The organism is Flavobacterium sp. FlaQc-47 (assembly GCF_044006475.1).
Taxonomy (GTDB): domain Bacteria; phylum Bacteroidota; class Bacteroidia; order Flavobacteriales; family Flavobacteriaceae; genus Flavobacterium.
Genome location: NZ_JBIPCQ010000001.1, coordinates 75,147 through 100,834, shown reverse-complemented (window position 1 = coordinate 100,834; position 25,688 = coordinate 75,147). Strand labels below are relative to the sequence as shown.

Genomic DNA, 25,688 nt, shown 5'->3' with positions numbered 1-25,688 from the left:
TACACATCCAATGAAAATCAATAACAAAAGACTAGTACAGGTTGAGTCATTTTTATCCCGTATTACATTTTTATTTTTTGTTTTAGTAGCCTGCCCCTTCTTGGGGCAGGTAAAACAAAAAAAGATGCTTCAGGAATCCGACTATCATCTGTGGCACACACTGCAATCTGAAAATATTTCTGAAAATGGAAACTGGATAAGTTACAAACTTGTTTATCCAAATGGTAAAGACACTCTTTTTGTTAGAAATACAAAACTGGACATACAGTATGTTTTTCCAAATTCGTTTAATGGAAGTTTCAATATGGAAGAAAGCTTCGCTTGCATTACTCCAATAGCAGGACTACAAATACTTAATTTAAAAACTGGCAAATCGCATACTTATGCTGAAATAACCCAATACAAATACACAAAGAATAAAAAATATATTATTACATACAGCAAAGCAAGAGGTTATTCTCTGGAAATAAAAAAATCCTCAGGATTAACAATAATGAAAATTGATAATGTTCGCGAATATAAAATAGCTCCACAAGAAAATGCTGTTATGTTTACTGATGGCCGTTGCATCGGATTTATAACTTTAAATGACACAGTGGAAAAGACTATAATTGTTGGAAAATCCGAAAATCCATTTTTTAATTTAACGTGGCAAAGCAATGGAAATGCTGTTGCCTTTTTACAAAAAAAAGATGATCTCGGTGAAAACAATTTATTTTTCTTTAGCCTTAAAAATAATAAGCTTTTTGAATTCGATTCTGAAAAGTTTTTAAACCCTAAAGATAATTTCACAATTAATCCTACCGTGACGACTAAATTGACCATATCTGATGATGGACAGCATGTTTTCTTTGGAATAAAAAAACGGGACTATAATTATTCCGTAATTGATTCAACACAAGTACAAATATGGAATGCCTCTGATAAGTTATTATATTCGCAGCAAGAAGAAATTGGGCAATGGGATAAAGTAGCCAAGCTAGGTGTTTGGTTTCCTTATGAAAATAAGTTTAAACAAATAACGAGCAATCAACTTCCTAAAGTAATCATGGCTGGAAATCAAAACTTTGCTATCACATTTAATCCGTGGCAGTATGAGCCTCAATACAAACAGCAGGGAGATATCGACCTCAGCTTAACCAATCTTATATCAGGGGATTCAAGCAGAATATTAATCAAACATTCTGGAAATAAAAACCATACTATTATATCCCCAAAGGGTAATTTCATAACATATTTTAAAGGTCAGAATTGGTGGGTATATGATATCTTGAAAAAAATTCACATTAACTGCTCAGCCAAAATTAAACAGCCTCTATTTGATCAAAACTATAACTCAGCAGGCGAAGTTCCGGCATATGGAATTTTAGGCTGGACAAAAAATGACTCCTCATTATTAATTTATGATCAATTTGACATTTGGGAAGTTTCTCCTGAAGGCAATACAGCAAAAAGATTAACACACGGAAGAGAGAAGAACATACAATTCAGAATAGCAAAACAGCTGTATGAAAACATTAAAACGGAAAACTACAATGGTTTCTACGCTTTAGAAATTGATCTCGACCATGAATTAATTCTTCAGGCAAAAAACAATGAAAAAAGCGGTTATTTTATTTGGAATAAAACCAATGCAGAAAAGCCTCTGGTTTTTAATGAAATGAAAAATAGCTATTTGATGAAATCTTCAAAAGGAGAAAGTTATATTTTTCAACAGCAGAGTTATGAAAAAGCTCCTTCACTCTCATTTAAAAAAGATAAAAAAAGCAGTAATAAGTTAATTGTTCAAAGCAACAAACAGCAGAAAAATTTTTATTGGAGTAAGGCTGAAAAAATTCATTATTCTAACAAAAATGGAACATCTTTAACAGGCGCACTTTTTTATCCAGCTAATTATAATCCCGCTAAGAAATATCCCTTAATAGTCAGCATCTATGAATTAAAATCTCAGGAATTTTATCAATATGTTAATCCCACTTTGTATTCTGATACAGGATTTAACGTAACGAATTATACCGCTCAAGGCTATTTCGTTTTATGCCCTGATATTACATACGAAATTGGAAATCCCGGTATTTCTGCAGTAGATTGTGTTCTTTCAGCAACTCAGTCTGTAATCGACAAAGGTATTATTCAAAAAGATAAGATAGGTTTGATAGGCCACTCTTTTGGAGGTTATGAAACTAATTTTATAATTACCCAAACCAATTTATTTGCAGCTGCAGTATCTGGTGCAAGTGTAGCAGATTTAACAAGCTGGTATTTAACAATGGGATGGAATACTGGTACTCCCGAAATATGGCGTTTTGAAAATCAGCAATGGCGTATGGGTAAATCACTTTTTGAAGATAAACAGGCATACAGCCGCAACTCTCCATTGGAATTTGTACAAAACATTCAAACTCCATTACTCTCCTGGACTGGCAAGCAGGATCGGCAAGTGCATTGGTATCAAAGCATAGAATTTTACTTAGCGTTGCGAAGACTGCAAAAAGAGCATATTTTATTAGTGTATCCTCAGGAAAAGCATGTTATAATGAATCCAAAGGATCAGGAAGATCTCAGCAACCATATTAAACAGTGGTTCGATTATTATCTGCAGAATAAAAGCCTTCCCTCTTGGGTTATTTATAAATAAAAACAATGCAGTTCTTTATAAGAATAGAACTGCATTGTAAATGAACCTAACATTCTAGTCAGGCCCTTTAAAGATTAGTTTAATTTGTATAAGACTTTGTTACAAGTAGTACCACTGGCATTCAAACCAAAAACTTGTTGATTTGTGTTCTCAATGGTACAAATTTCACTCCCTTGATTGTTACAATCAATTGATTCAGAACATGGATTCGGATTATTGATGTATCCTTGTTCAGGCGCACTTACATTAGTTGCTTTGCCATTTGGACTTGAGGCAAAAGCACCTGCAATTGCAAAGGCAAACGCTGCCACAGGCAAAAGCTTTTTCACATTTAATGTTTCCATGATAATAAAAATTAAATTAAAAAAATATCTACTTTTTTTACAGGTGTTCGATTACATTCCTGATACTGAGCGCTAAGTATATGATAATCATAATTCACTTTTGTAATGCTGTAAAAGTGAATTACTAAGTTGATAACAAACTATATAATTACCAATAAGGGCGTAGAGGTAATTCTCATTAACAATTATATTTCTTATTTTTTGGTCTCCGATATTATAAACATAAAAGCTCGAAACATAAGAAGCATCATTCAAATCATAAACATCAACAGTACTTGCCTGGTTCCATAAATCTTTCGACTCATATAATCCATGAACTGGCGAGTAAATAAAAAGAAGATTTTTATAGACTGCACTGGCTTTGTTAACGATAACCGGCGGTGCCGACATTTTCTTTTGATTCCTGCTTGTAATGTTGGAAATTTTAATTTGTGCTTGGCTTGTAGTATCTATAGTTTTTCCTATATACTTTAAGTCAAGAGAATCATTAACTACAATGAACTCATTTCGATATAAATAAACATAAACAATACGTTTTATCTTTGGACTGTAATGCAGCATTCCGTCTGTATCAAAAATTCCATCAATTTGTTTTTGTAACAGTTTTGGATTTAGCTTTACTTTTTGAGTCTTTCCCAGAAAGATGGATCCAATTATATTTTCATTATTTTTGACAGACTGCCCTCTAAAGGCAACATTTAGGGAATCGATCGGTGTAATTAGTGAAAAAAACGCTTTTTGATTCATAAATAACGATGCTTTCCAATCTGAGATTTTTCCTCTAAACAAACAAGGGACATTTCCATCCGCAACAAAAAAATAAGCTGCTGAAACATTAATTTTGACAGCTTTAAATTCAAAATTGCTACTATCCAATTCTATTTTAAATGATGTTTTCTTTTGCAAAACACTATCGAATGACAAGAGACGTAACGGCGCAGTATTATTTCCTAAATATAAATTTCCATTTGCTGCTCCAGCAAAATAATACGAATTATAAAGCAGATCAACTTCACTCCTTTTTACAGCCTGATGATGAGGAAAACGGCGTACAAAATTATTCCGATGATGTATGATATTTTCAGATGAAATAAATAAAACAGTAACTAGACCAACACTAAAAAAGATCGAAAGTGCAAAAGAACTGGCAAGAACAGCGGGTTTTGAAATAAAAGATGTCTTGGACACCCTACCGGCCGATATCAGGATACCCGCTGCTGCCAGCATTATGAAAACCAAATTAAAAAAGAAATGTTCCTTCCATCCCATTTTTTCTAGGATGCCTCCACATGAACAAGGAATAAAAGAACTATAATTTAATATAATATAGATGTATGATGTAAACATAACCATCAAGCTAAAAGATGCAAAAAGACTGATTAATCTCCATCTTTTTAAAACAATAAATAATGCTATTAGTAATTCGATCATCGGTATCATCCTAGCAATTGATCCTGCAAAAGCACTTAATAATGGGGATTGTCCCAATTGCACGCGAAAATTTTCAAAATCCAATAATTTGCTTACTGCAGCATATACAAATAGAATCACATACAATAAACTAATTGTATCAAGAATCTTACTTTTAGTAGTTGCACTAAGTTTCATTATTTCTCATTTTTAGTTAATGATTTAATCCTTCCTGTTTATGGAGACTTTAATTTTATTTTCAATTGTTCACAATACATAACCAATAAATTAAAATTGATATCCAGACAATAACCTTTATCAAAATTACAACGGCTTTATTAACAAAGACACATCAAAAACAAACCAAAAAACATTAAAAAAATACCAGTTTCATTTTAAACATTATTTATATAACATTAAATGCTGTAGACTATTAAGAAAGTGATTCAAATTTGGTAAGTTTATGTAGTTAAGATTTCTGTTGATACAAATTTACCGCTGTTGATTTGAACGCTTGCTATCAAAATCAAGCCAAAAACATTCAAAAACGTGCTTTTTTCATTTAAAAAGAAATAATTTTCTTACATATGGTTTACTTTACATAAAACACTGATATTAAGGGCCTTATTTTCAACTTTATAAAATTGTTACTTTAATAAACAAAATTACAATACACTCTTCAGTTGCTTGTTATCAAAAACAGGCCAAAATTTTTCAAAAACAGGCTTTTTTAGTTAAACTTTTAAAAAGATAGCCAGACCTGAAATAAAAATGAATCTCCAATCATTTTTTAAACAATAAAGATTTAAATCAGAAAAAAAAGCAAAGCAAGATATTGGACACAGTCAGAGAAGTGCGCATAATGACTTTTTCTCGTTCCTCCAAAAAGTCACCCTTCGGGACTTATAGCACTTCAACTGTCTGCTTATCCAATTTAAGACTGCTTTCTTTTTTCTCTTTTTCTTTTTTTAAAGTATTATTCATTCTAACGGTCTGCAGTCACCAGAGGTAAATTTTACTTATCAAAATTTCGAAGATTTTCTTTAAATTAGTTTTTTACATTTAAAATCTCCAAAGACTGCCACGTTCCTGCAGTCGGCAAGATGAACGGTTGTTTAACAACCGCCTATCTTGCCACCCATTGCCTCGGAACTCGGCGGTGGAGAAACTTAAAAGCAAAGAGTTTGATAATAATGAAAATGAAAGATGATGAAAAGAGAAAATTCAAACAGAACACGAATCGTGGGACTGCGATTCACTCCTTTGGAGTATGCCGAACTTGAAAAAAGATTCAGAGCAAGCACCTGCCGAAAATTAAGCGACCACATCAGGAGCCACTTATTCAACAAACCAATTGTAGCCACTTACAGAAACCAGTCTTTAGACGAACTGATGGAAGAGACAGCTTTGCTTACTTCCGAATTACGGGCAATCGGCAATAATATCAATCAAATCGCCAAAAAGATAAACACGTTCAAAACAGTTCCTGATTTCAAAGGGCATCTTTATCTGTTCGAGATACAGAGAAAAAGGCTTTTTGATAAAATGGAAGAGGTCTCAGGTCACACCCAGAAAATAGCAGAAAAATGGTTGCAGTGATAAAAACAAGCTCGTCCATAAGAAGCATTCTGAATTACAACGAAAATAAAGTTGAGATTGGAAAAGCTGAATGTATCAGTGCTGTGAATTATCCGCTGGAACTGGAAAAACTGAGTTTTACTTCAAAATTAAACCGCTTTCTAAAACTGGCAGAGCTCAATACGAATGCGAAGCGAAATACACTGCATATCTCGCTAAACTTTGATCCTTCGGAGAATCATTCGAAAGAAAAACTGGCTGAAATTACAGACACCTATATGGAAAAACTGGGATTCGGCAGACAGCCTTATCTGGTCTATCAGCATTTTGATGCAGGACACCCTCATTGTCATATTGTGACAAACAACATTCAGAGAGACGGAAAAAGAATCGATCTGCATTTACTGGGAGTTAAAAAATCAGAACCTGCCCGAAAAGAAATTGAAAAAATATTCGGACTTGTAAAAGCTGACGGAAGAAAACAGAAAGAAAACTTTTCATTATATCCGATAGAAGTCTGCAGAGTCCAATATGGAAAAGCAGAGTCCAGAAAGGCAATAAATTCAGTATTAAACAAGGTTTTATTTGATTACAAGTATTCAAGCCTGCCTGAACTCAATGCGGTTTTAAACCTCTATAATGTTCATGCTGACAGAGGAAGTGAGGAATCGAGAGTTTTTAAAAACAACGGACTGCTTTACAAAATACTTGACCAGAATTCAAAACCGGTAGGCGTGCCAATAAAAGCCAGTGAATTCTACAGCAGACCTACCTTAAAATTTCTGGAGGAAAAATTCAGGGTAAACGAAACAAAAAAGCAACACTACAAAAGCCACATTAAAAATGCTTTGAGACAGGCTTTTTCTGATGAAAGAATAACTTCAGTAGAGAGATTATCAGAAAGGCTCAAAGATGAAGCGATTCATACTGTGTTAAGAAAAAGCGGTGAGGGAAAGCTTTATGGAATTACTTTTATCGACTTTAAAACACAGTCGGTTGTCAATGGAAGCAATCTGGGAAAAGAATTCAGTGCAAAAGGAATTCAGGAAAACTGTGCCTTGAACATTCTTGCACTTGAAAGAAAGCATCAAAACTCAATTTCAACAAATTCTGAGAACTTTCAAGATCTTGAATTAAGAGAGTATGTAAAAGAAAATCTTGCAGACATCCTGCTTCGAGGAGAAAAAATAGATGAATATGTTTCCAAACGATTTAAAAAGAAAAGAGGATTTAAAAAAGGTATAAATTAGTAATTCAAAGTACAATACTTGTCTTAAACAATGATTAATAATTATTGATCATTGTCTTTCTTATTAATTATTTCCTACTTTTCTATATTCAATACCTCTAATTTCTTTTTGGACAATTTGAGAAATAAAATCTTCTATATCAGGAGATGCTATCTTAAGAGTTTCATACCTAATTTTTTTAATATAACTATCGTAAAAATATTCAAAAGGCGTTAACATAGAATCAATCGCAAAACTATTACTTTTAAATCTTGCTAAGTCCACAATCATCTGGTAAAATGCGTTCACCAAAGTAAATCTTGACGTTGTTGTGATAATATTCTCATGATTAATCTTATTAGTTAATTCTTGTGAAAACTCTTTACTGTGACTAGGTTTGAATGCATACTCCCATTCTCCATGTTGAACTTTGTTTCTAATCGAAAAATTAGGTACTAAATGATTAGTAATTATACTTTTTAATTCTAAATAATGATCAACCAATTCATTACCAAGATTTCTCCTTTCATTTTCTATCCTTATTAAAACACAATTTTCATCTGATGAAGAGACCAAATCGTAAGCTATACAAAAAACAATTTTTAAAGTTTTGTACCATCTTTGATCTAAGGCTGGTTGTTCTAATAAATATTCCCTCTGACCATCACTAAATACATTACTTTCGTAAAATAATCTTTTAATACTTTCTTCTGCCCATGACACCTGAATTCCTGAAAGAATTCTTGATAATGATTTTTCAATTTTACGTAAAGCAATTTTATCTGGACTAGAACTTGGTAATGAATAGATAAATAATTCAGAATTACGTGTTTTATAAATTTGCTTTAATTGATTTCTAATTTCATCAAATCCAATTTTTAAAAGTTTCATATTGGAATTATGATATATAAAGTACTGTTCTATTTCAGCTGAAGTCATATTTAAACTTTTGTTTAAGTCCTGACCGAAGAGACTATTATAAAATAAGTCAATTCGGCCAGGATTTGAACCCGGAATAACTGATTTTAATCAGTTAGGACACCTGTCTCCGCTTCTGTTGAAGATTTTTGTGACAGTCAAATGTAATAAAATTAATTTTAAAATTTAACTCGAAATAATACATAATCTATTATCTGATACCATCAACAAAATTTTTAATGTATCTTAAAATCCGAAACACTCTTTCCATTTGATAATAAACAAATTACAGTTTTTATTTTATTAATTAGATAATATTAAATTTTTAATATTATACAAAATCTTACCACTATCTAGATATCATTAAAATTTTCTAATTTGTCTGTAAAATCTTTTAGATTTCTATTTGCTTTATCAATTTCTAGGTAGTAGGTATCGAATTCAATTACTGGTGTTGTAAATTCATAGGTAAATCTTTTTTTTGACAACGAATCGTACATTATAGCAAACAGCTCGTTTTTAAGGCTAAAATAATCCAACAAAAAATCGACTGTCAGTTTTTTTTCTTTCCAAAGCCAAAAGGTTCCTTCTGCTGTTTTAATTGTACCTCTATTAAGCATATTATCAATTTCATTTATTCCTCTCACTGGATATTTAAAAATATTACCATTAAAAAGACGATTACTCAAAATAATAGCTCCCTGAATTTGCCGAACATTACTTAGATTTAACTTATGTTTATTCTCTAGCTTTTTTATTAGCTTCCCATCATTAAAGTCTTGAATAATCAAATCTAATTGCTTTTCAGCTTTCTTAATATAATTGAAAGTTGTTCTTAAATCAAATGAACTTACTGGATGTAAAGAATGTTTACACTCAAATACAAAAAGAACATCCTCAAAAACTGCAAACTCGTCAATATCTGAAAAACCTATTGAAGTTTGGGAAAAACTTTGCAACGAAGATTGCTTTAATGATGAATGCAATCTATCAACAAGTGGATCAACTTCTCCATTACTTAAAAGTTGAACATTATTCATCTTATATTCAGAGGCATACAAATTTCTTATTGTATTTGAATTAGAAAAAATTGATAATGCAACTAAGAAATGATTATCAATGAAAAGTATAGGACGATATTGTAAATCAAAAATAATATCCAACTCCGGTTCCCAGCAAACAATATCTAGAAAAGAATCTATTTTATTCTGAGGCAATAATCTTTTAATAAAATTATTAAATTGTTCTTCGGGAAAGAGAGGTATGAGGGAACGTAATACTAATTTGGATTCTATATCGTCTTTATTAAGTATTGCTGTTGTAAAGAATAAATAAAACATAACAAAAATTCTTCGAATTTTCATAAATTCCCCTAAAGTTAAATCCTCTTTTACATTTTTTTCATCAAGACTTTTTATGTTTAAAAGCTGTTCTTTAAATATTGATGATAAATAAATAATTTCATCCTTAAACAGTGCATCAGGTTTTATAAACTTTTCAATTAATAAATCATAAATAGGTTCTGGAATTTCAATCCTATATCTTTGATAATTGTGTGTATCAATTAATTTAAAAAAATGAAAAGATTCCTGATTATTTAATCCATTTACAACATCTTCCATTGACAATGCTCCGAAAGTTTCTACCTCATCATTAATTTTTTGTAACTCAGTTCTAATATACCCTAAACGAATTGCCTTTTCAAAGTCTTCAAAAGGAGGTCTTATTAAAATTTTTTCGTTATTTATCTCACAAGTGTAATTAAAGTGATCAATTAAAATTTCAAATTCTCTAAAATCTAAATGACAACAAACAGGTATAATCAATTTTGCGATATAATTTGTTTGTATAAATTCATCCGCTATGAAATGTCTATTAATGTTATTTGATTTTATTCTTTCAGTGTAAAAATGTATTAAAAACGAGGTAGCTGAACATATTTCTTCTTTCGTTCTATCTTGAATATGAGAAACATCAATTTTATCGTCTGGAACATAATCTGATAGAAATAAAAAATCTATCGCTGACAACAAGGTTTTTATTAATGATTTTTGAGGATATTTTTTTTCGAATTTACGAATTTCAAGTAAAATAAATTTGTCAAATGACTTATAGGAATTTAGAATTGCTGAGTAATTAATGATTGATTTCAAATACTTCTCTATGGAACTTGAAAGTAATTTAAAATCGCTGAATATATCTATAAATTCTGAAGCAATGTTTTCAATTATACATTTTCTATTGATATATTTTGAATACCTGAAAATTCCTTTTTTCTTAATTTGATTTAAAGTATTATCGCATTCAAAAAATATAGAAATTATTGCTGAATTTCTCGCTGTCAAGAAATCACCTTTGTAGACAGCTTTTTCGAAAATTTCAAAATTTTGTTTTAATTCTTTTAGCGATGGTTTATTTATCTGCCCACTTTTCAGTTTTATAATTAATTCCTTTTTATCTATTTTCTTATAATTAAAATCCCCTATATTCATTTTATAATTTTGTTATTATATTTAATTTTAATTAAGCTATTATTTAAAAATGATCTAGGCTTTATCTTAATATTTGAGCAAAATACAAATCATAGTATTCTGCTCTCATTTCACTTGAGGACTGTATGATTGAGAATTTGGCGATACTTGATTTTATTTTACTAATATTATTTTCTATTGTGATCTCATTTTTATTATCACTTGTAAAAGCCATTATATAATTTATTTTTTTTGAAAATAACTTTATAAATTCAGATTGACTGAGATTTTTTATGTTGTTTTTCTTTTGAATTGATCTAAAGTTCCTTTTCAGATATTCTTTTTCCTTAGAAACAAGAGATTCTTGCAATCTTCTGGCTGAAAGTATTACTTGATTATATAATTCTCTAATTGATGAATCAAATCCGTACTTGACGTGGATTAAATACAGGTTAGACTCATCATAGTATATTATATCGCATAATTCAATACCATTAATCGTTATAGTATCAAAAACTAAATAATTTTCGATATCATTATAAAGTAAATTATATTGTGATTCTTTTCGAACAACTTCTTTGTTCCAGTTTTTAAATAAAATATTTTTAGGTGCGACAAAGTTTTTCAAAATTCTCGCACACTGATTATTTAAATCTTTTACAAAACTATCTTGAAGTAAGTACCAATTATTATCTAATAAAAAATATGGCTGATCATCAAAAATAAATTCTGTATTTAAGTGCATTAAAAAAGACGCAGAAGTAAGCTGTCTCTTTTCATCAGTTTTATAGCTCCTAACTTTAACTCCAAATAGGTAAAATTTTAAATCATTGAATGTATAATTTGAGCCTAATTTCTCAACTGCTCTATTTATAACTTTTTCGTACACTTCATTTTTTTCTATTACTGTAGCAAAGAGAGAGTACTTATTTTCTCCTGAATTTTCATATATTTTAAAAAGATCTGCTTCATAAAATTTGTCTATCAAATTAGGATGACAAAATTCAAAATTAAATTTGTTGCGGGGATTTATTTTCTTTTGCAGTATATTAGGAATGTCATTTACAATTATATTTAATAGCCTTTCCTGTAATTTCTTTATTAAATCCTTATCTTCAATTTTTGTGTAGGTTGTTAAATAATTGCTTTTATCAATTTCTTCAATATATTTAATTTCTTTGATTAATGATTTCAGTAAATTAAAGTCGATTCTTTTTCTAAATTTTATGGAGTTATTTACAACTATTTGAACCTGCTCATTTTTAGTCTTTCTTAAAAAGCCAAAATAATCATTCTTAATATTTGATAATTTTAAACTAATTTCCTTCGGAATAGTTCCAAACTTAATATGGTCAATTAATTTAAAATTGCTTTTATAAAAAGAATAATTCCCCGCCTTTTTTCCAGTTAAGCTTCTTGTTTTAATTGATAAAAGCTCATCATTTTCTGGATCTAAAATCCTAGAGTAAATATCAATCCCAAAACTTTCATCTATAAAAGGGATAATTATACGAAAAGAATTACCTCCTATTATTACATATAAAAAATCTTCAAATTCAATAAAAAACACTAGAGACAATTTTTGTTGAATGAAGTTTGAATCTTTAATTAAAAATTTAGGAAAATAATTTTTCCAATCAGATTCAACTTCTTCGGAATTAAACGTGTAGAGAAAGTATTTTAGATTATTGTCAAAATCTTCGTTATATGAGAAATCTTCCGCCTTTAAAATAAAATTAATATCAGAACTTTTCCCCGCAGTATTTATAATAAACTTGCAGATATCAACAGTTTCTGTTAGATTGACTAAACTTCTATGTCTCTTGTTTATTTTGTAAATTTTTGGATTTAAATTCATATATTTAATTTGGTTTATTATATATAATCTCTTGTTTGTCTTAAAAAATCATAGATTAGAGTTATATTTTTTTTTAAATTCACCTATAAAATTATCCGCAATAATATTTACTTGAAAGGGTGTACGCTTTAAAGCTATCAGATCATCAAGAAGCAAAATTGTCCTTATTATACATCGTCTGCATTCTTGTTTATGAGGCTCTGAATGAACCCCTTTATTCGATAATTCATTAAGTTTATTCCATTCCTCAAAGAGAGATGATGTGTTTGTCACTATCAAATCAATGTTGACATCCTTTGAAACTTCCTGTTTCGCAAATTCAAAGAGTCTATTTTTATAATTATTTTTTTTCAATTGATGCCCATCAACAATATCATTGTTAGGAGGAAATAGACAATCGATAACATATTCAAAAACTCTTCTGCAAGAAGTCATCGCCTGTGCATATTGTTCCCCTGTTTGAGCATTAAAAAAAGTGTAATTTATTGCCCAAAGTTTATTAATTAAGTCAGGAGCTGTATCCGTCAATTTCGCTAAAATCTCGTCGGTTATTGTGGAAAATATAGACTCAGTGCCATTCCTCCATTCTTTTGTCCGTTTTGCATTTTCATAATTATGTTTATCATTAAAAATACTGTATCTAAAATTTGAAAATTCAATGCCTATATTATTAAAAGAAATGCTCTCAAGCTCTTCTTTTACGCTCTTAACAAAATCTTGATCCTCATCCTCATAATTATCTACTAGAATGTTTATGTCTTTATTCAGAATTCTAAATTTAGGGGTAATGCACTCACCGTACAACATCCAATGAAGCTCCGACAAATCGTCAATTTCATATGCCCCTAGATAACGATCCTCTTTCATTAGGACTTCATGTAATGCTATCGCAAGTTCTTTTTGAATTGTTTCAAAGCATATAACAAATACATTATCTCTAAAAAAACTTTCAATCTTTTCTTCTCGTAATCTTTTTAAATTGTCACCTGTTGACTGAAATAAATTGTTTAAAAAAATTTCATAGTTATCATTATTGACCATTCTGTAAATCAATAAATCTCCTACCAAAACTTTCGAAGAAACAAAAGCAAAGTTGAGTTTCAATATTTCGCTAAAAACTATTTTATAAAATAAACTAGAATAGAAAACTTGTAAATTACTGCAATTAAAATGATAAGCAATTTTCATAATATTATTTTTTACGTTTCTTAAAACTGATGATTACGTTTAATTCATTGAAGAGGAAAATAGATTTCTACAGTTGAAATAATACTATGATATCTAAATTTACTCATAACAAGAATATGATTTAAATTACAAGTTATAACAAGTACTTTTACCTAATTTTATAAATTTTACTTTTAAATTTCATATGGAATTGCGGTAACATGCAATAGCAAATTTGTTTTATTCAATAGTCTCTTTTTATCTCTTCCTCTTTCATTTCGGCAAGTAATTCCGTAATTTTCTTATCATCAAATCCTAATTTCAATTTGTAATGTTCAAAATATTGATTTAGTTGTTTATCAATGAAAGTTGTTTCATCTATAATATCCCCTAAATATTTCAACATTTCCTTTTGACCGGTTTCTGAGTAAAACTTTTGAATTTCAAGTCTAAAGTATTTGTGTATTAAATAGTTTCTTTTTTCTAAAACTTTTTTTAAAAGATCTTGATGAGTTTCAGATATGCTATAGTTCTCCTTTATTTCATTTACAAGGTGTCCCATCGTTTTCTTAGTATTTTCTACTGCATCAATAATATCATTTACTTCTTTGTTTGTTTTTGCTTTTTGTTTAAATATTCTGTTTATCCAAAGCATTATTGAAAATGTTTCTTCCAAACAATTTGTGCAGTAAATTGCTAAACCAAATTGTGCATAAATAAGGCGCGCTTTACCATCAGCATTTTCATTTAAATATTCATCTAAAATTTCTTCATATCTTCCCATAATAAATCTTTATTTTTATGAATTATCCCGTGTAACATCTACAAAACTTACTTTACTATAATTTGTACTAAATAAGTCAATTCTTTGTGTCTGCAGATCATACAAATCTAAAACCATTTTTTCCATTAAGATAACCGCTCAAATCCGTCGTAATATTTTATATAGCCCGAGTATTTATTATTCTCTGTTATCACTTTCTCCTCTGACTTTTTCCAGCATTTCCTGAATATGCTTTGGATAATTCCCTTCAAAATATTCAAGGATTAACGGATTTCCTGAGAAGAAATGACTTGTTAGGTTAATCCAAGTTTCAACACTTACTTTTCCATTCATTTTGAATAGTTTTTGTGAAAGAGTCTTAATATGGTTATTGTTTTTATCATTATAATTAAAATCTGAATCTCTTCTACTATAATATTCTTCGCTAGTATAAAAATGAATAGCTCCGTCGAAATGTCTAAAAAAACCTTTATTTAAATCATATTCAGCATGAATATAACGTACAGGGAAATATTCAACACCATCCTTCAATATCCTAACTTCATCAGTTTTAAACTCTTCAGCTTGAAAGGTTTTTATTCCCTCCTTTGTTGCCCATTTTGTATCTAGTGAATATGCATTATTAAAAAAGAACGACACAAGAAAATCTTCAATATCCAAAGGCGGTCTTAGTTTCCCTATCCCATCAGCAATTTTAGATATATCATTGTCAAACTGTGCACCATACCATGTATCTAACTCCATGTACATTGAATCGTCTACATTTATTCGTACTCTGTCAAAATCTAAAGCGATATATTGGTCAATTTCTGGGTCTTGAAATCCCCAATAAATTTCTATAAATCTTGGTGTAAAATTATTTCCATTATAAAAACCTCGACGAAAATATTGATGTGCCATTGCCATATAATTATCTGAATAGAGATAACCATTAGCAAATCTTTTCTTTTCAAATTTTTTATCAAGTAATCTAAAATCAAGTAGTCCTTCTTTATCCTTTATCAACTCAGCTTCTAAATGAGTTAAAATATTTGGATATTCTACTACGATACCAATAGTTTGCAAATATTTGAAATTTTCATCCTGTAGCTCAATTCCTTTTGTCAATAATTTTTTTTTGAAATCAAAAATTATTTTAGAATTTTCTGAAAGTTGTTGTTTCTCTTCAGCTAAAAGATTTTCTAAATATTTTCTCTTATAATCTTCCATAAATGTGAGTTGTTTTTAAATAATTATCTCTTTATTAATTCTTCTTCATTATCCCTTCAATCGACTTTTTAGTCTATACAGTGATAATCTTTTTTGTCTTTTTAATTATTACATTATTAAAAGTATCGCAAGAGTTTATGTGAAAGCCGTTTCCTAATTTTTAAAAATACGGATTTATAATAGATACTACATGTTCTGTTCATTTTTCAATCTCACATTAATTGTTTGATAATGTAGAAATTCGCTCTATAAAAATTATTTTAATTATTTATGATCCAAAACTACCTATGTAGTACGCATTTATTTTGCGTAGATTTATATATTTCCATTTCCAAAATAATTCTAATACAAATATTATTATCTAATTTTAAACTTCATTACGTAAAACCATAATGATTAATATTTTATTAGTCATAATTTTGAAAAAAAACTAGACAATGAAAAACATAGTAATATTCGTTTTCGTATTGGCTTTATCAACGAGCCAAGCTCAAGAAGTAAAAAACATCTAATTTTATTTTATGAAAGATTTTTTTAAAGAAAATAAGATAGTTTCATTGTTGATTGTTATATCAGCCTTTATTTGTTTAATTCCAATTACTTGTTATATAATTAAATTTTCTGGACAGGCTTTATCAGATGATCCGATAGTTTGGGGAACATTTGGAGATTTTTTAGGAGGTACAATTAATACAATACTTTCTATGAGTAGTTTGGTAATATTGGCAATTTTAACCAGTTCGATTAATAAGCAATCAAATGCAGAAAATAAAAAAAATAGTTTTTTACTTAGAAGATTAGACAGTTTTGATCAATTGTCTTCTTATTTAGATAAAATTGGTCATATTACAATTTATGTGAGTACAGTCTTAAATGAAAATAAAGTAACTAAAAAATTGAGTGATGAACATGATGTTTTGAAGTTAAAAGAGTACAGGCATTCTCTAATAGAAATTACTGTTTATTTAGGTACTTTTCGCCAAAGGTATGGACATTTATATGAATATGATTTTTATTCAACTGAGTATCTAGATCTTCTTAAAAGTTCAGATAAATTTAAAGATCTTTTTGATACGATGATTTTAATTATTAATGGCAAGGATAACCACAAAGAAATAATAAGTCATGATTATGAAAAATTTACTAGAAAATTTGATCAAGTCCTGAAAAATTTGTCAAAGGAATTAAAATAAAATTTTAAATAAATTTTATCAGAAACCATCTTAATATTACAAGTTAATTTACAACTTTTTTAAAATGTTTATTTGTAAAGTGTTGTCAAAGAATAATTTAAAAAAACAAAATATTTCTCTCTTTTAAGCAGATGGCCGAAAGTTCAAATTCTTCCAAATTCAATATAAATTGAAAATGTACAAATTTAATAATCGTTAAACTTTTATTTTAAATGAAATTAATTTTCTTTAAATCATCTGTAAAATGGTTCGAGAATTGTCCCGTTGGGGCTACTAAGACAAAAAGCTTCAGAGAAATCTGGAGCTTTTTTTTAACTATCTTTGTCAAGACACTGTGTCTTGTCCTGAAATAGGTTTACACAAAAGTGTAAAATTATGGAAAGATATTCAAAAGAATCTTCATCAAAATGGCAGTCAAAATATAGTGAAGAATTTAAACAGTTCGTTTGTAATGAATTTTTAACAGGAACAGTAACACGGCGAGAAATTGAACATAAGTATAATATTGGCAATTGCCGCCTAACGTACTGGTTACGAGATCTTGGATACGATTATTTAGCACCAAGTATCGTATCTTTACCAGGGATGAAAAAGCAAGTAAGACAATCAGCCGACGAATCAGCAACACAGCTAAAAAGGGAACTTCAGGAAGCTCGTCTTTTGGTTGAAGCCTATCGTAAAATGATAGAAATAGCTGAGCATGAATTCAAAATAAAAATTGTAAAAAAGTCCAATTCCAAGTAATCCAGGAGATGAAACACAATTATCCGGGTGTTAGTTTAGGCAAAATTTGTCGATTACTTGGTGTTACCCGTCAGGCATATTATCAGCATTTTTGGTATTACGAACAAATTTCTTTCGAAGAGGAATTAATTATTTGTGAAGTATTAAAAATAAGGAGAGATCACCGCCATATGGGAGGAAGAAAGATATATGAGCTTTTACAGCCTTTCTTATTAGCACATCAGATCAAAATAGGAAGAGACAAATTCTTTGATGTTTTAGGGGCTAATTATTTATTGGTCAAGCGCAGGAAGAAACAAACAATAACAACTAATTCTTTTCATAGATTTAAAAAATACCCAAATCTGATTAGAGATATGATCGTGAAATTCCCTGATGAATTATGGGTAAGCGATATTACGTATTGGAAGATAAAAGACAGTTTTGTATATATAAGCTTAATTACAGATGCCTATTCCAGAAAGATAGTTGGATATCATTTAGCAGATAATTTGCAAACTTGTGAAACAATCCAAGCTTTAGAAATGGCTTTATCTAATCTTGTCACTTCTGAAGGATTATCCTTGATACATCATTCAGATCGCGGGAGCCAATATTGTAGTAATGAATATGTAAAATTACTAGAAGCTAATAATATATCAATTAGTATGACTGAAAAGGGAGATCCCTTAGAAAATGCAATAGCAGAAAGAGTTAATGGTATTCTTAAAGAAGAATACTTAAATGATTATAATGTAGAAAATACTCAAGAAGCCACCGAATTATTAGAAGCAGTAATTAAATTATATAATAATGAAAGACCACATATGAGCATAGGGAATCTTACACCTAATCAAGTACATCAGAGTAATTTAAAAACAGAAAAACTATGGAAAAATTATTATGTAAAAAATCCTATTATTGTAAACCTATTTTAGGACTAAATTTAAAATGTAAATCTATTTTAGGATTAAGTCTAAATATGTAAACTTTTTTCAGGACGAGACACTGTTCCGTTCACGAGCGGGGCGCTCGCGCCAGCAGGGGGCGGGTTTGGGATTAAATTAAAATCATTTTTCGAGATTTTCCAGATAATTACGAATACGAAACCAATTTCTCACTAGGCCAATTTCACAAATCCGCTGTAGTAACTGTGTACAAGCTTTTTACAAATCATCGGCAGTAACATTATATCCTGCAACTTTTAATTCTTTTACAAGTTTTAATTTCCAACCATCTGCGTTATCAATCGGAACATAAACAATTCCATCTAAATCACCAGGTTTGTCAACACCATCCTCTAATAATAAAAAAACTTTTTTTCGACCTAATTTCCCAATGAAATAACCCATTTCAAAAACAACATTTTGTCTTGCTCTAATTTTATAATCAATTTCTTTCTTAGATTTTCCTTCATCATCAGCTGTTAAAAGTATGATTGCAAAATTTACTTCGGAACTGTTTTGTTCAAATTTCTCAATAATAGTTCTGCTTTGATCTGCTTGCTCATGCAAAATAATTGGTTCTAGTTTTAATTGCGATAATGTCCTTGCAACAATTTGTTTTACTTCATTATTATGTCCATGAACAATGAAAATTTTATTAGTAGATTTTTTTTCAATTTTACTATCATTTTTGCCCGTTTCCACATTTGCTGAAATTAATGGCAATCTTTCAATTATGCTTTCAAAAACAGTAATTTGATTTTGAATATCATCTTTACGCTCTTTAACATAATCAGACCAAATTGATTTTCGTTCAGCATCCTCATATTCTTTTAAGTATTCATTTTCAAAAATATCAAAAGATTTTTTTAATAATTCAACATTATATTTTCTCCATTTACTATACTCAGCTAGAAAATCACTTTGTTCTGTCTCATTATATATAGTACTTTTTCCAAAACTACCGTTTATTTCAGATAATTTTGTTACTGTATAATTTAACAGAATTTTTCCTTTTGAAATTCTATCATTAATTAGCTTTTCAAATTCATCTTTATTAATGATGAGCTTGCTTGAAGTTACTTTAAATCGTTCTATTTTTTTTATCATATCTAATTTGTCATACTTATCATCAGAAATATTGTCTACAGCGGGTATAAGTCTAAATTAAGCCATTATTCGGATTGCCCAATCATCCGAAAACACAAAACCAACTTCCCATTAAGACATTCTCTCATTTGTCAATTGTATCTGTTTTATGCTTGTTGTTAACGTCAGTCTGTGAAAAAACAAAAATCAACCTCTTTAATATCTCGTATTTGAGATTTTTCTTTGGTAGCCCTCCACATACTTTCCAAATTTGAAGAGGTTTTTCACTGCCTGACGTTATGTCGCTAGCCTTGGTTGCGGCAAAGCGGGCTGAGTTCTCTCTGCCGAAGTTAAACTTTCTTCGTGAACTTACAAGCTCTAAAATTGAAAAACCAACAATCACGGCTAGCGACGGTTATGTAATATTTTATTGCAATCGTTTAAAAATTTCCGCTTTTAATTCATCCAAAGTCATATTATATTTTTCAAAACTGTTGTCTAACATTTCGATATATTCTTGATGAGTGCAACTAACATATTTCACAGCTTGTTTATAAATAACAATGTCAATTAAAAGCCATAAGAAGTGATGAAAATTTTCTCTTTTATTTGACTTTATAAAAAATCTGGTACCAGATAATGGAAAAATATAATCATCCTCGAAAGTGTTTGGAGAAAGATTCTCAAAAATTACTGGATTGTCTGAACATAAAAATGGAAGATTTGCTTGTTTTGGGATTATTGTATATGGAGTTCGACAATTTAGTCCCCGAACGCTGTCAATCAACGAATGAAAAAATTTATAAGCTTTCAGAAATTCAGGATCATTTTTTATCTCTTGTTCAAAGTCAGTATTTGCTGTTCCATCAGAATTCTTTATCGCGAGACCTAAATTTATTAAATCATTATTTTTTAGAATTATGTCCAATTCTTCTTTTCGATGCGGCAACCGCCAATACATTAAACTCACAAAAAGATTTAGCATTGGCATATCGTCTTCATTGACATCATACCTAGTTAGATCATCTGATGAATTAATTTTGGTAATAAGTTTTGCAATTTTGTTTTCAAGATCCGCATAACCATTTTCTACAAAATCACTTTTAGTGTTATTTTTAAAAATTGAATTTGCATCCTTTTCGAAAAAATATGATTCAGGAGAAAACTCTTTGCCCTTTTGAACAAATTTCTTCGTAACGACATTATAAATTTTCAAATTTCCTGATTCTTTGGTAAAACCTTTTAAATAAAAAACGGGTAAGTAATGATGTCTCCAGGAGATTTGGTTCATTGTTCAGGTGTTTATTAAAAATATCACATAATGCTCTGGTAATCAGCGGGGAAAATTTAGGATGATTTTATAATATCTGCAAGTATAAATCCGGTTTGTGTAAAAACAACTTCTCGGCCTTCTTCAGAAATAGTGTAGTGTAAGATACCCTTTACTGACATGTCATGTAAAAGTCTAAAACCAATTGCTGAATTGCCAAAAAACACAGATTCTTCTTCCTTTGCTTCTATTGTTTTTAGTAATAAATACTCGTCGAAAGTTAAGGAATCACCAGCCTTCAAAATACTTGTTGCTAGTGATTTTTGTAAATGAAGGGTATCACCGACAATTGTATTATGCAAATCATCATATTTTTTACGATCTTTCTCAATTAGTTTTGTTGTATTGCTGTAATTTCTTTGCAATTCAATTAAGGAATCATTTGAAATTTTCAGACGTTTATTCAGCTCTTCAATCGTATTTTTGTTCGAATCATTTATTTGTTTAATACTTTCCTGCAGACTAAAGTTATGCTGCTTTAATGATTCTATCTGATCGAGTAATTCCTGAATTTCTTTGTTTCCTGATTCTGCACTTTTAAGTAAAAACTCTTTGCTTGCTAAAGTTGTTTTTTTGTCAACTAAATGCTCTTTTTCCAGATAGATATTATTTATTCTCTCTTCTTTAGTTTCAATAAGACTTTTATCAATTTGTAACATTAATTTTGGAACTAAGATTGTATAGAAAAGCGCAATAAAAAAAGGAAAAAATAGCGCCCAAAAATTGCAATATTCATGATTGATAACAATAATTTTATTTTCTATTGATGTATTTGAGAATAGCAATAAAACAATAGGTCGCCAATTAAATATTATAAAAGACCATAAAAAAGCTCCAGATATTGGTGTCTTTAATCTTTCTTTAGTGGTATCTATAAAATCCTTTATTAAGTCTGCTAATGTCATTGATTTAGTTTAGTTAAAACAAACATAGTAAAAATAAGCAAGTCAATAGGTAATTACCATTCTTAATGCAATAATTAATATTTGTTAAACTTCTATTAAGAGTTTTAAATTTTTATTTGTGATCTTGACGGGATTTGAACCAAGTGATTTATATTAGTTTTTTGTAATATTAATTTAAGATGCTAATGCAAAAATCATATTATAATCTTCAATAAACTGGTTAGATAATTGAATGCTTCCCGCTACTAAAACAAAGGCTTCACAGAAATCTGGAGCTTTTTTGTTCAAAGCCAAAAATAAATCTTCAAAATAGAAATTAAGATTATCAAACTTCGACTAAAACATCGTTCTTCTGTTTAATCTTTTGAGATGTGTTCTCAAAGTCAAATTTTTACTTTCAATATGATTAGTGCCAAAACGTTTTAGGGAATGTATTTTTTCATCAATCAGATATCTGTAGTTTTTCAATCTGTCAATAAATTTCTTTTTTGCTTCTGATAATTTTAAAGTTTCTAAAACACGGCTTAGTGTTTTATTGGTTCGTTAGACACGGCATTTATATCTTTGATTTCCGTTAGATTGAAATCCATTCTTTATGCATTTACCATTACAAAAATTACATTTTATTTTTATGACCTAATTTGATACACTAAGGTACAGCAAAAGCATTTTAAGGCTTTTTAAAATATTAAAAATAGAAGAGACGACCAGCAGATCGTCTCTCTTACTATTCGAAAATTACAAATTCATCTCTCTTTCAGTTAGTTATAATTCTATTTGTAAAAACACCTAATCTGAAACACTACCCATTAAAAGCAAGTGCTAAAGGTATTTAAAAACTTAATTCACAAATACCTTCAAAAGCTAATACAGGTACAACATTAAAAGCTAATACAGGAACAACATTAAAAGCTAAATAACACACAACATTAAAAGCTAATGTTTATCTTTGTATAAAAAACAATGGCAACACCATCTGAAAATCTAGCTGCTTCACTATTAGTACTGCATGAATTACAGCAGAATGGACTCATAGCCATTCCCTCCAGACTAATGACCCGCACCCATAGAGAAAGATTAGTAAAAAAAGGATTTCTCCGGGAAGTAATGAGGGGATGGTACATTCCGTCCCGTCCTGATGAAATTGCCGGTGAAAGTACATCATGGTATGCCTCTTACTGGAATTTTACTGGATCATATTTAACAGAACGCTTTGGAGAAGAATGGTGTCTTTCGCCAGAAGAATCTGCCAAAATACATGCCGCAAACCTGACGGTTCCAGCTCAGCTTCTTGTCAGGGCTCCTCAGGGACGTAATCAGATTACGAACCTTTTACATAATACAACTATCCTAGAAGTAAGATCAATTCTTCCCGATAAGGAGCTGATCGTTACTGACGTTAATGGGCTGCGGTTATATAATAAAGCCGCAGCAGTTGTAAACCTATCTGAAAGCTTTTACCAGCAGTATCCGACCGACGCCCGTACTCTCCTTTCAACGTTCAGAGATGGATCAGAGATACTCGCTCTCCTGCTTGATGGGGGAAAAAGTGTTGTCGCCGGACGAATAGCTGGGGCATTTCGTAATATTGATCGTCCAAAAATTGCAGACGACATCCTGCAGGGAATGCGGGCAGCAGATTACAATGTTCGGGAACTGGATCCTTTTACCTATAAAAGCCCAATTGTATTTGCGCAGCGCGAAATATCTCCATATGTTAACCGACTTCGTTTAATGTGGGATGAAATGCGCAGTGAAATCATAAAAATCTTCCCTGTAGCGCCGGGTCTTTCAAATGATAAAGATGCATATCTGAAACAGGTCGAAGACAATTATGTAAATGACGCATACAACTCATTATCTATTGAAGGTTACCGAGTAAGCGCCGAACTGATAGAAAGGGTGAGAAGTGGTACATGGCAACCTGACATCAATGACAGAGACAGACAACAGAGGGACGCCATGGCAGCACGCGGATATTGGCAGGCATTCCAGATGGTGAAAAAAAGTATTGAATCAATATTAGAATCAAACAATCCCGGGACTGTAACCGATAATGATCATCCAGTATGGTATCGAGAAATGTTTGCTCCCAGCGTGACTGCTGGTATTTTAAAACCCTCAGATCTTGCCGGATATCGCAACCAACCTATTTACATCCGTCGTTCAAAACATGTACCTCCCAGTATGGAAGCCGTGAGAGATCTCATGCCGGCGTTTTTTGAACTTCTTTCTGATGAAGATAATGCAGGTGTACGTATTGTGTTAGGACATTTCTTTTTCGTTTTTATTCATCCATACAGCGATGGAAACGGAAGAATCGGAAGATTCCTCATGAACTCAATGATGGCGTCAGGCGGTTATCCATGGACCGTGGTTCCATTGGAAAGAAGAGCTGAGTATATGGCCTCCCTTGAAAGCGCAAGTGCCGGAGGTGATATTGCACCGTTTGCAAATTTTATCGCATCCTTACTTTAGAAAAAAAACATACTATATAACCTTAGAAACAAAAACAATAAATGATTACCATTGAAAATGAAACATTAGGATATTACACCTTGGGATTTCTCCATATAAAAATTAATACTGATGCTGATGTCAGCGATTTGAATTTATTAATACAAAATGAAAATAAAGTATTCTCCACTTTTTTCCATGAATACATCCATTTTCTTCAAAACTTCACCTCTACTAATGGTTTCTATTCTTCAACTTTTTACACACAGCTAATAAAGTATCTTGTTGACAAAATAAAAAACGACACTAATCCGAACATTCAGCTTCCAGTTTCTTTGGATAACAATTTTAACCAGAAATCAAAAATGAAACTGAATTCGATTTACATCGGCAGCTCAGGTGTTGTATGTGATCAAGTTATATATAAATCATATAAAGCAACAAAGGAAGAAATTGAATATCCTCAAGGAAGCCAACTTGAAGTGTCAAAATATTATATTGACTATCTGAATGTCGCATCTAGGGAACATGATACTTATGTTTTTGGAAGTATTGCTCTAAAAGAATATGTAGCGCATAAAATTCAAAATAAATTTCATAAAACAGCACATCCAGATATACCTTATCTTCTTCCGGAACTTATCCTTGACAAGGAATTACCTCAATTAAAGAATTATGATGATCTAAAAATATTATTGTGTGATGCCTCTCTAATGCATTTGCATCCTGCACAATTTTTTTTCGACGCAATTGAAAAAATAAAAAAAAACCGAATATTCCCTAAAAATCCTGAAAGGTTTTATAAATTTCTGTTTGAAAGAATAAAATTTAAGGGAGAGCTTGGCGAATTTAAAAATGAGAATGAATTGTTTAATTTTACTGCTCAACAAATTTTAGACGATTCTAAAAATATCTACGGGTCAGATTATCACGAAAATGAGGCTAATTGGCTCTTGCACGTTATAAATGAAGGAAGAGAATTAAGAATCCAGAATCCAACATTTATTTTGCAATTAGTAGATGATGACGGAAAATTTCATCCAAATTTTTTAGAGATAGTACAAAAACTTGGGACCCCATTTTATATCAACAACAAAGCCGAGGGAGGCTATGTTCCGCCTAGAAATTTAGAAAAAAACCCGGAACAGGTACAGATAATGTTGGCTGCTTCAGAAGTCATCTTTAATGCATTTTCCAATAAAGCTTGCGCTCTCTATGATTTTTGCTCAACAAATTACAAAGATAAAAATCCTACCAATGACCATTGTAAAACCAATCCTTTTCTCAAGTTAGCTGAACCCGAAGCATGTTCATTTACCCAGCTATGTAAATCATGGGGCATACATGAAAAAAATTACACTAGATAATCCTCCATCATTATTTAAAAACCATTAAATTAGATTTGCAATTTTAAATCATGTTGAGAACTATTTCTAAAAAA

Annotated in this window: 19 protein-coding genes and 1 pseudogene; 8 read left to right on the top strand and 12 right to left on the bottom strand. The window is 30.2% G+C overall.

Features of this window, described 5'->3' with window-relative positions; all coding sequences use genetic code 11:
* Positions 1 to 10: 10 nt before the first annotated feature.
* Entirely contained in the window at positions 11 to 2,638 is a 2,628-nt protein-coding gene (locus tag ACHRVX_RS00245) for an alpha/beta hydrolase family protein (protein ID WP_395327603.1), read from the top strand.
* Positions 2,639 to 2,712: 74 nt separating this feature from the next.
* On the opposite strand, the gene ACHRVX_RS00240 is transcribed toward ACHRVX_RS00245, so the two are convergent.
* Both ACHRVX_RS00240 and ACHRVX_RS00235 read right to left on the bottom strand, forming a co-directional pair.
* Positions 2,713 to 2,982 carry a DUF6520 family protein gene (locus ACHRVX_RS00240; protein WP_393047569.1) on the bottom strand — a complete coding sequence of 90 codons (270 nt, stop codon included), beginning with the start codon at positions 2,980 to 2,982 and terminating at the stop codon, positions 2,713 to 2,715.
* Positions 2,983 to 3,069: 87 nt separating this feature from the next.
* Positions 3,070 to 4,590, bottom strand: coding sequence for a MauE/DoxX family redox-associated membrane protein (locus ACHRVX_RS00235; protein ID WP_395327600.1), 1,521 nt, complete (start codon positions 4,588 to 4,590; stop codon positions 3,070 to 3,072).
* 1,011 nt (positions 4,591 to 5,601) lie between these two features.
* Between ACHRVX_RS00235 and ACHRVX_RS00230 the strand changes: the two genes are divergently transcribed.
* Positions 5,602 to 5,991: a plasmid mobilization protein gene (locus ACHRVX_RS00230; protein WP_395327597.1), complete on the top strand. Its 390-nt coding sequence runs from the start codon at positions 5,602 to 5,604 to the stop codon at positions 5,989 to 5,991.
* Entirely contained in the window at positions 5,979 to 7,220 is a 1,242-nt protein-coding gene (locus tag ACHRVX_RS00225; RefSeq protein WP_395327594.1) for a relaxase/mobilization nuclease domain-containing protein, read from the top strand. The genes ACHRVX_RS00230 and ACHRVX_RS00225 overlap by 13 nt, the downstream gene beginning before the upstream one ends.
* Before the next feature lie 63 nt (positions 7,221 to 7,283).
* Here ACHRVX_RS00225 and ACHRVX_RS00220 read toward each other — a convergent pair whose 3' ends face one another.
* The 6 genes from ACHRVX_RS00220 to ACHRVX_RS00195 form a co-directional block, all read right to left on the bottom strand.
* The gene (locus tag ACHRVX_RS00220; RefSeq protein ID WP_395327591.1) at positions 7,284 to 8,138 is read right to left on the bottom strand and encodes a hypothetical protein; all 855 of its coding nucleotides are present in this window, start codon (positions 8,136 to 8,138) and stop codon (positions 7,284 to 7,286) included.
* Positions 8,139 to 8,470: 332 nt separating this feature from the next.
* Positions 8,471 to 10,609 carry a hypothetical protein gene (locus ACHRVX_RS00215; protein ID WP_395327588.1) on the bottom strand — a complete coding sequence of 713 codons (2,139 nt, stop codon included), beginning with the start codon at positions 10,607 to 10,609 and terminating at the stop codon, positions 8,471 to 8,473.
* A gap of 61 nt (positions 10,610 to 10,670) precedes the next feature.
* Positions 10,671 to 12,446 carry a DUF6119 family protein gene (locus tag ACHRVX_RS00210; protein ID WP_395327586.1) on the bottom strand — a complete coding sequence of 592 codons (1,776 nt, stop codon included), beginning with the start codon at positions 12,444 to 12,446 and terminating at the stop codon, positions 10,671 to 10,673.
* Between the two features lie 48 nt (positions 12,447 to 12,494).
* Complete coding sequence (locus ACHRVX_RS00205; RefSeq protein ID WP_395327584.1) at positions 12,495 to 13,634, bottom strand: hypothetical protein; 1,140 nt, start codon at positions 13,632 to 13,634, stop codon at positions 12,495 to 12,497.
* Positions 13,635 to 13,857: 223 nt separating this feature from the next.
* Positions 13,858 to 14,397 carry a hypothetical protein gene (locus ACHRVX_RS00200; protein ID WP_395327581.1) on the bottom strand — a complete coding sequence of 180 codons (540 nt, stop codon included), beginning with the start codon at positions 14,395 to 14,397 and terminating at the stop codon, positions 13,858 to 13,860.
* A gap of 177 nt (positions 14,398 to 14,574) precedes the next feature.
* On the bottom strand, positions 14,575 to 15,606 hold the full coding sequence (locus ACHRVX_RS00195) for a hypothetical protein (RefSeq protein WP_395327578.1): 1,032 nt from the start codon (positions 15,604 to 15,606) through the stop codon (positions 14,575 to 14,577).
* 521 nt (positions 15,607 to 16,127) lie between these two features.
* Between ACHRVX_RS00195 and ACHRVX_RS00190 the strand changes: the two genes are divergently transcribed.
* From ACHRVX_RS00190 to ACHRVX_RS00180, 3 genes are all read left to right on the top strand, one after another.
* Positions 16,128 to 16,799: a hypothetical protein gene (locus tag ACHRVX_RS00190; protein ID WP_395327575.1), complete on the top strand. Its 672-nt coding sequence runs from the start codon at positions 16,128 to 16,130 to the stop codon at positions 16,797 to 16,799.
* A 375-nt stretch (positions 16,800 to 17,174) separates the two neighbouring features.
* Positions 17,175 to 17,543: a hypothetical protein gene (locus tag ACHRVX_RS00185; RefSeq protein WP_333157030.1), complete on the top strand. Its 369-nt coding sequence runs from the start codon at positions 17,175 to 17,177 to the stop codon at positions 17,541 to 17,543.
* A gap of 8 nt (positions 17,544 to 17,551) precedes the next feature.
* Positions 17,552 to 18,460 carry an IS3 family transposase gene (locus tag ACHRVX_RS00180; protein ID WP_395327572.1) on the top strand — a complete coding sequence of 303 codons (909 nt, stop codon included), beginning with the start codon at positions 17,552 to 17,554 and terminating at the stop codon, positions 18,458 to 18,460.
* 228 nt (positions 18,461 to 18,688) lie between these two features.
* Here the strand turns inward: ACHRVX_RS00180 and ACHRVX_RS00175 are convergent, their stop codons facing one another.
* The 4 genes and pseudogenes from ACHRVX_RS00175 to ACHRVX_RS00160 form a co-directional block, all read right to left on the bottom strand.
* Complete coding sequence (locus ACHRVX_RS00175; protein ID WP_395327569.1) at positions 18,689 to 19,576, bottom strand: TIR domain-containing protein; 888 nt, start codon at positions 19,574 to 19,576, stop codon at positions 18,689 to 18,691.
* Positions 19,577 to 19,982: 406 nt separating this feature from the next.
* Positions 19,983 to 20,846, bottom strand: coding sequence for a DUF4238 domain-containing protein (locus ACHRVX_RS00170; RefSeq protein ID WP_395327566.1), 864 nt, complete (start codon positions 20,844 to 20,846; stop codon positions 19,983 to 19,985).
* Between the two features lie 56 nt (positions 20,847 to 20,902).
* Entirely contained in the window at positions 20,903 to 21,790 is an 888-nt protein-coding gene (locus tag ACHRVX_RS00165) for a hypothetical protein (RefSeq protein WP_395327564.1), read from the bottom strand.
* Positions 21,791 to 22,126: 336 nt separating this feature from the next.
* Positions 22,127 to 22,273, bottom strand: a pseudogene (locus ACHRVX_RS00160) (IS1 family transposase); the annotation flags it as partial.
* Between the two features lie 480 nt (positions 22,274 to 22,753).
* Between ACHRVX_RS00160 and ACHRVX_RS00155 the strand changes: the two are divergent.
* Positions 22,754 to 24,268, top strand: a complete 1,515-nt coding sequence (locus ACHRVX_RS00155; RefSeq protein ID WP_395327561.1) for a Fic family protein — start codon at positions 22,754 to 22,756, stop codon at positions 24,266 to 24,268.
* A gap of 41 nt (positions 24,269 to 24,309) precedes the next feature.
* Entirely contained in the window at positions 24,310 to 25,614 is a 1,305-nt protein-coding gene (locus ACHRVX_RS00150) for a hypothetical protein (protein ID WP_395327558.1), read from the top strand.
* The last annotated feature ends 74 nt before the right edge of the window (positions 25,615 to 25,688 follow it).

Coding starts and splice junctions, on each gene's coding strand:
- ACHRVX_RS00245 (WP_395327603.1), top strand. CDS start 11: ATGAAAATCAATAACAAAAGACTAGTACAGGTTGAGTCATTTTTATCC.
- ACHRVX_RS00240 (WP_393047569.1), bottom strand. CDS start 2,982: ATGGAAACATTAAATGTGAAAAAGCTTTTGCCTGTGGCAGCGTTTGCC.
- ACHRVX_RS00235 (WP_395327600.1), bottom strand. CDS start 4,590: ATGAAACTTAGTGCAACTACTAAAAGTAAGATTCTTGATACAATTAGT.
- ACHRVX_RS00230 (WP_395327597.1), top strand. CDS start 5,602: ATGAAAAGAGAAAATTCAAACAGAACACGAATCGTGGGACTGCGATTC.
- ACHRVX_RS00225 (WP_395327594.1), top strand. CDS start 5,979: ATGGTTGCAGTGATAAAAACAAGCTCGTCCATAAGAAGCATTCTGAAT.
- ACHRVX_RS00220 (WP_395327591.1), bottom strand. CDS start 8,138: ATGACTTCAGCTGAAATAGAACAGTACTTTATATATCATAATTCCAAT.
- ACHRVX_RS00215 (WP_395327588.1), bottom strand. CDS start 10,609: ATGAATATAGGGGATTTTAATTATAAGAAAATAGATAAAAAGGAATTA.
- ACHRVX_RS00210 (WP_395327586.1), bottom strand. CDS start 12,446: ATGAATTTAAATCCAAAAATTTACAAAATAAACAAGAGACATAGAAGT.
- ACHRVX_RS00205 (WP_395327584.1), bottom strand. CDS start 13,634: ATGAAAATTGCTTATCATTTTAATTGCAGTAATTTACAAGTTTTCTAT.
- ACHRVX_RS00200 (WP_395327581.1), bottom strand. CDS start 14,397: ATGGGAAGATATGAAGAAATTTTAGATGAATATTTAAATGAAAATGCT.
- ACHRVX_RS00195 (WP_395327578.1), bottom strand. CDS start 15,606: ATGGAAGATTATAAGAGAAAATATTTAGAAAATCTTTTAGCTGAAGAG.
- ACHRVX_RS00190 (WP_395327575.1), top strand. CDS start 16,128: ATGAAAGATTTTTTTAAAGAAAATAAGATAGTTTCATTGTTGATTGTT.
- ACHRVX_RS00185 (WP_333157030.1), top strand. CDS start 17,175: ATGGAAAGATATTCAAAAGAATCTTCATCAAAATGGCAGTCAAAATAT.
- ACHRVX_RS00180 (WP_395327572.1), top strand. CDS start 17,552: ATGAAACACAATTATCCGGGTGTTAGTTTAGGCAAAATTTGTCGATTA.
- ACHRVX_RS00175 (WP_395327569.1), bottom strand. CDS start 19,576: ATGATAAAAAAAATAGAACGATTTAAAGTAACTTCAAGCAAGCTCATC.
- ACHRVX_RS00170 (WP_395327566.1), bottom strand. CDS start 20,846: ATGAACCAAATCTCCTGGAGACATCATTACTTACCCGTTTTTTATTTA.
- ACHRVX_RS00165 (WP_395327564.1), bottom strand. CDS start 21,790: ATGACATTAGCAGACTTAATAAAGGATTTTATAGATACCACTAAAGAA.
- ACHRVX_RS00155 (WP_395327561.1), top strand. CDS start 22,754: ATGGCAACACCATCTGAAAATCTAGCTGCTTCACTATTAGTACTGCAT.
- ACHRVX_RS00150 (WP_395327558.1), top strand. CDS start 24,310: ATGATTACCATTGAAAATGAAACATTAGGATATTACACCTTGGGATTT.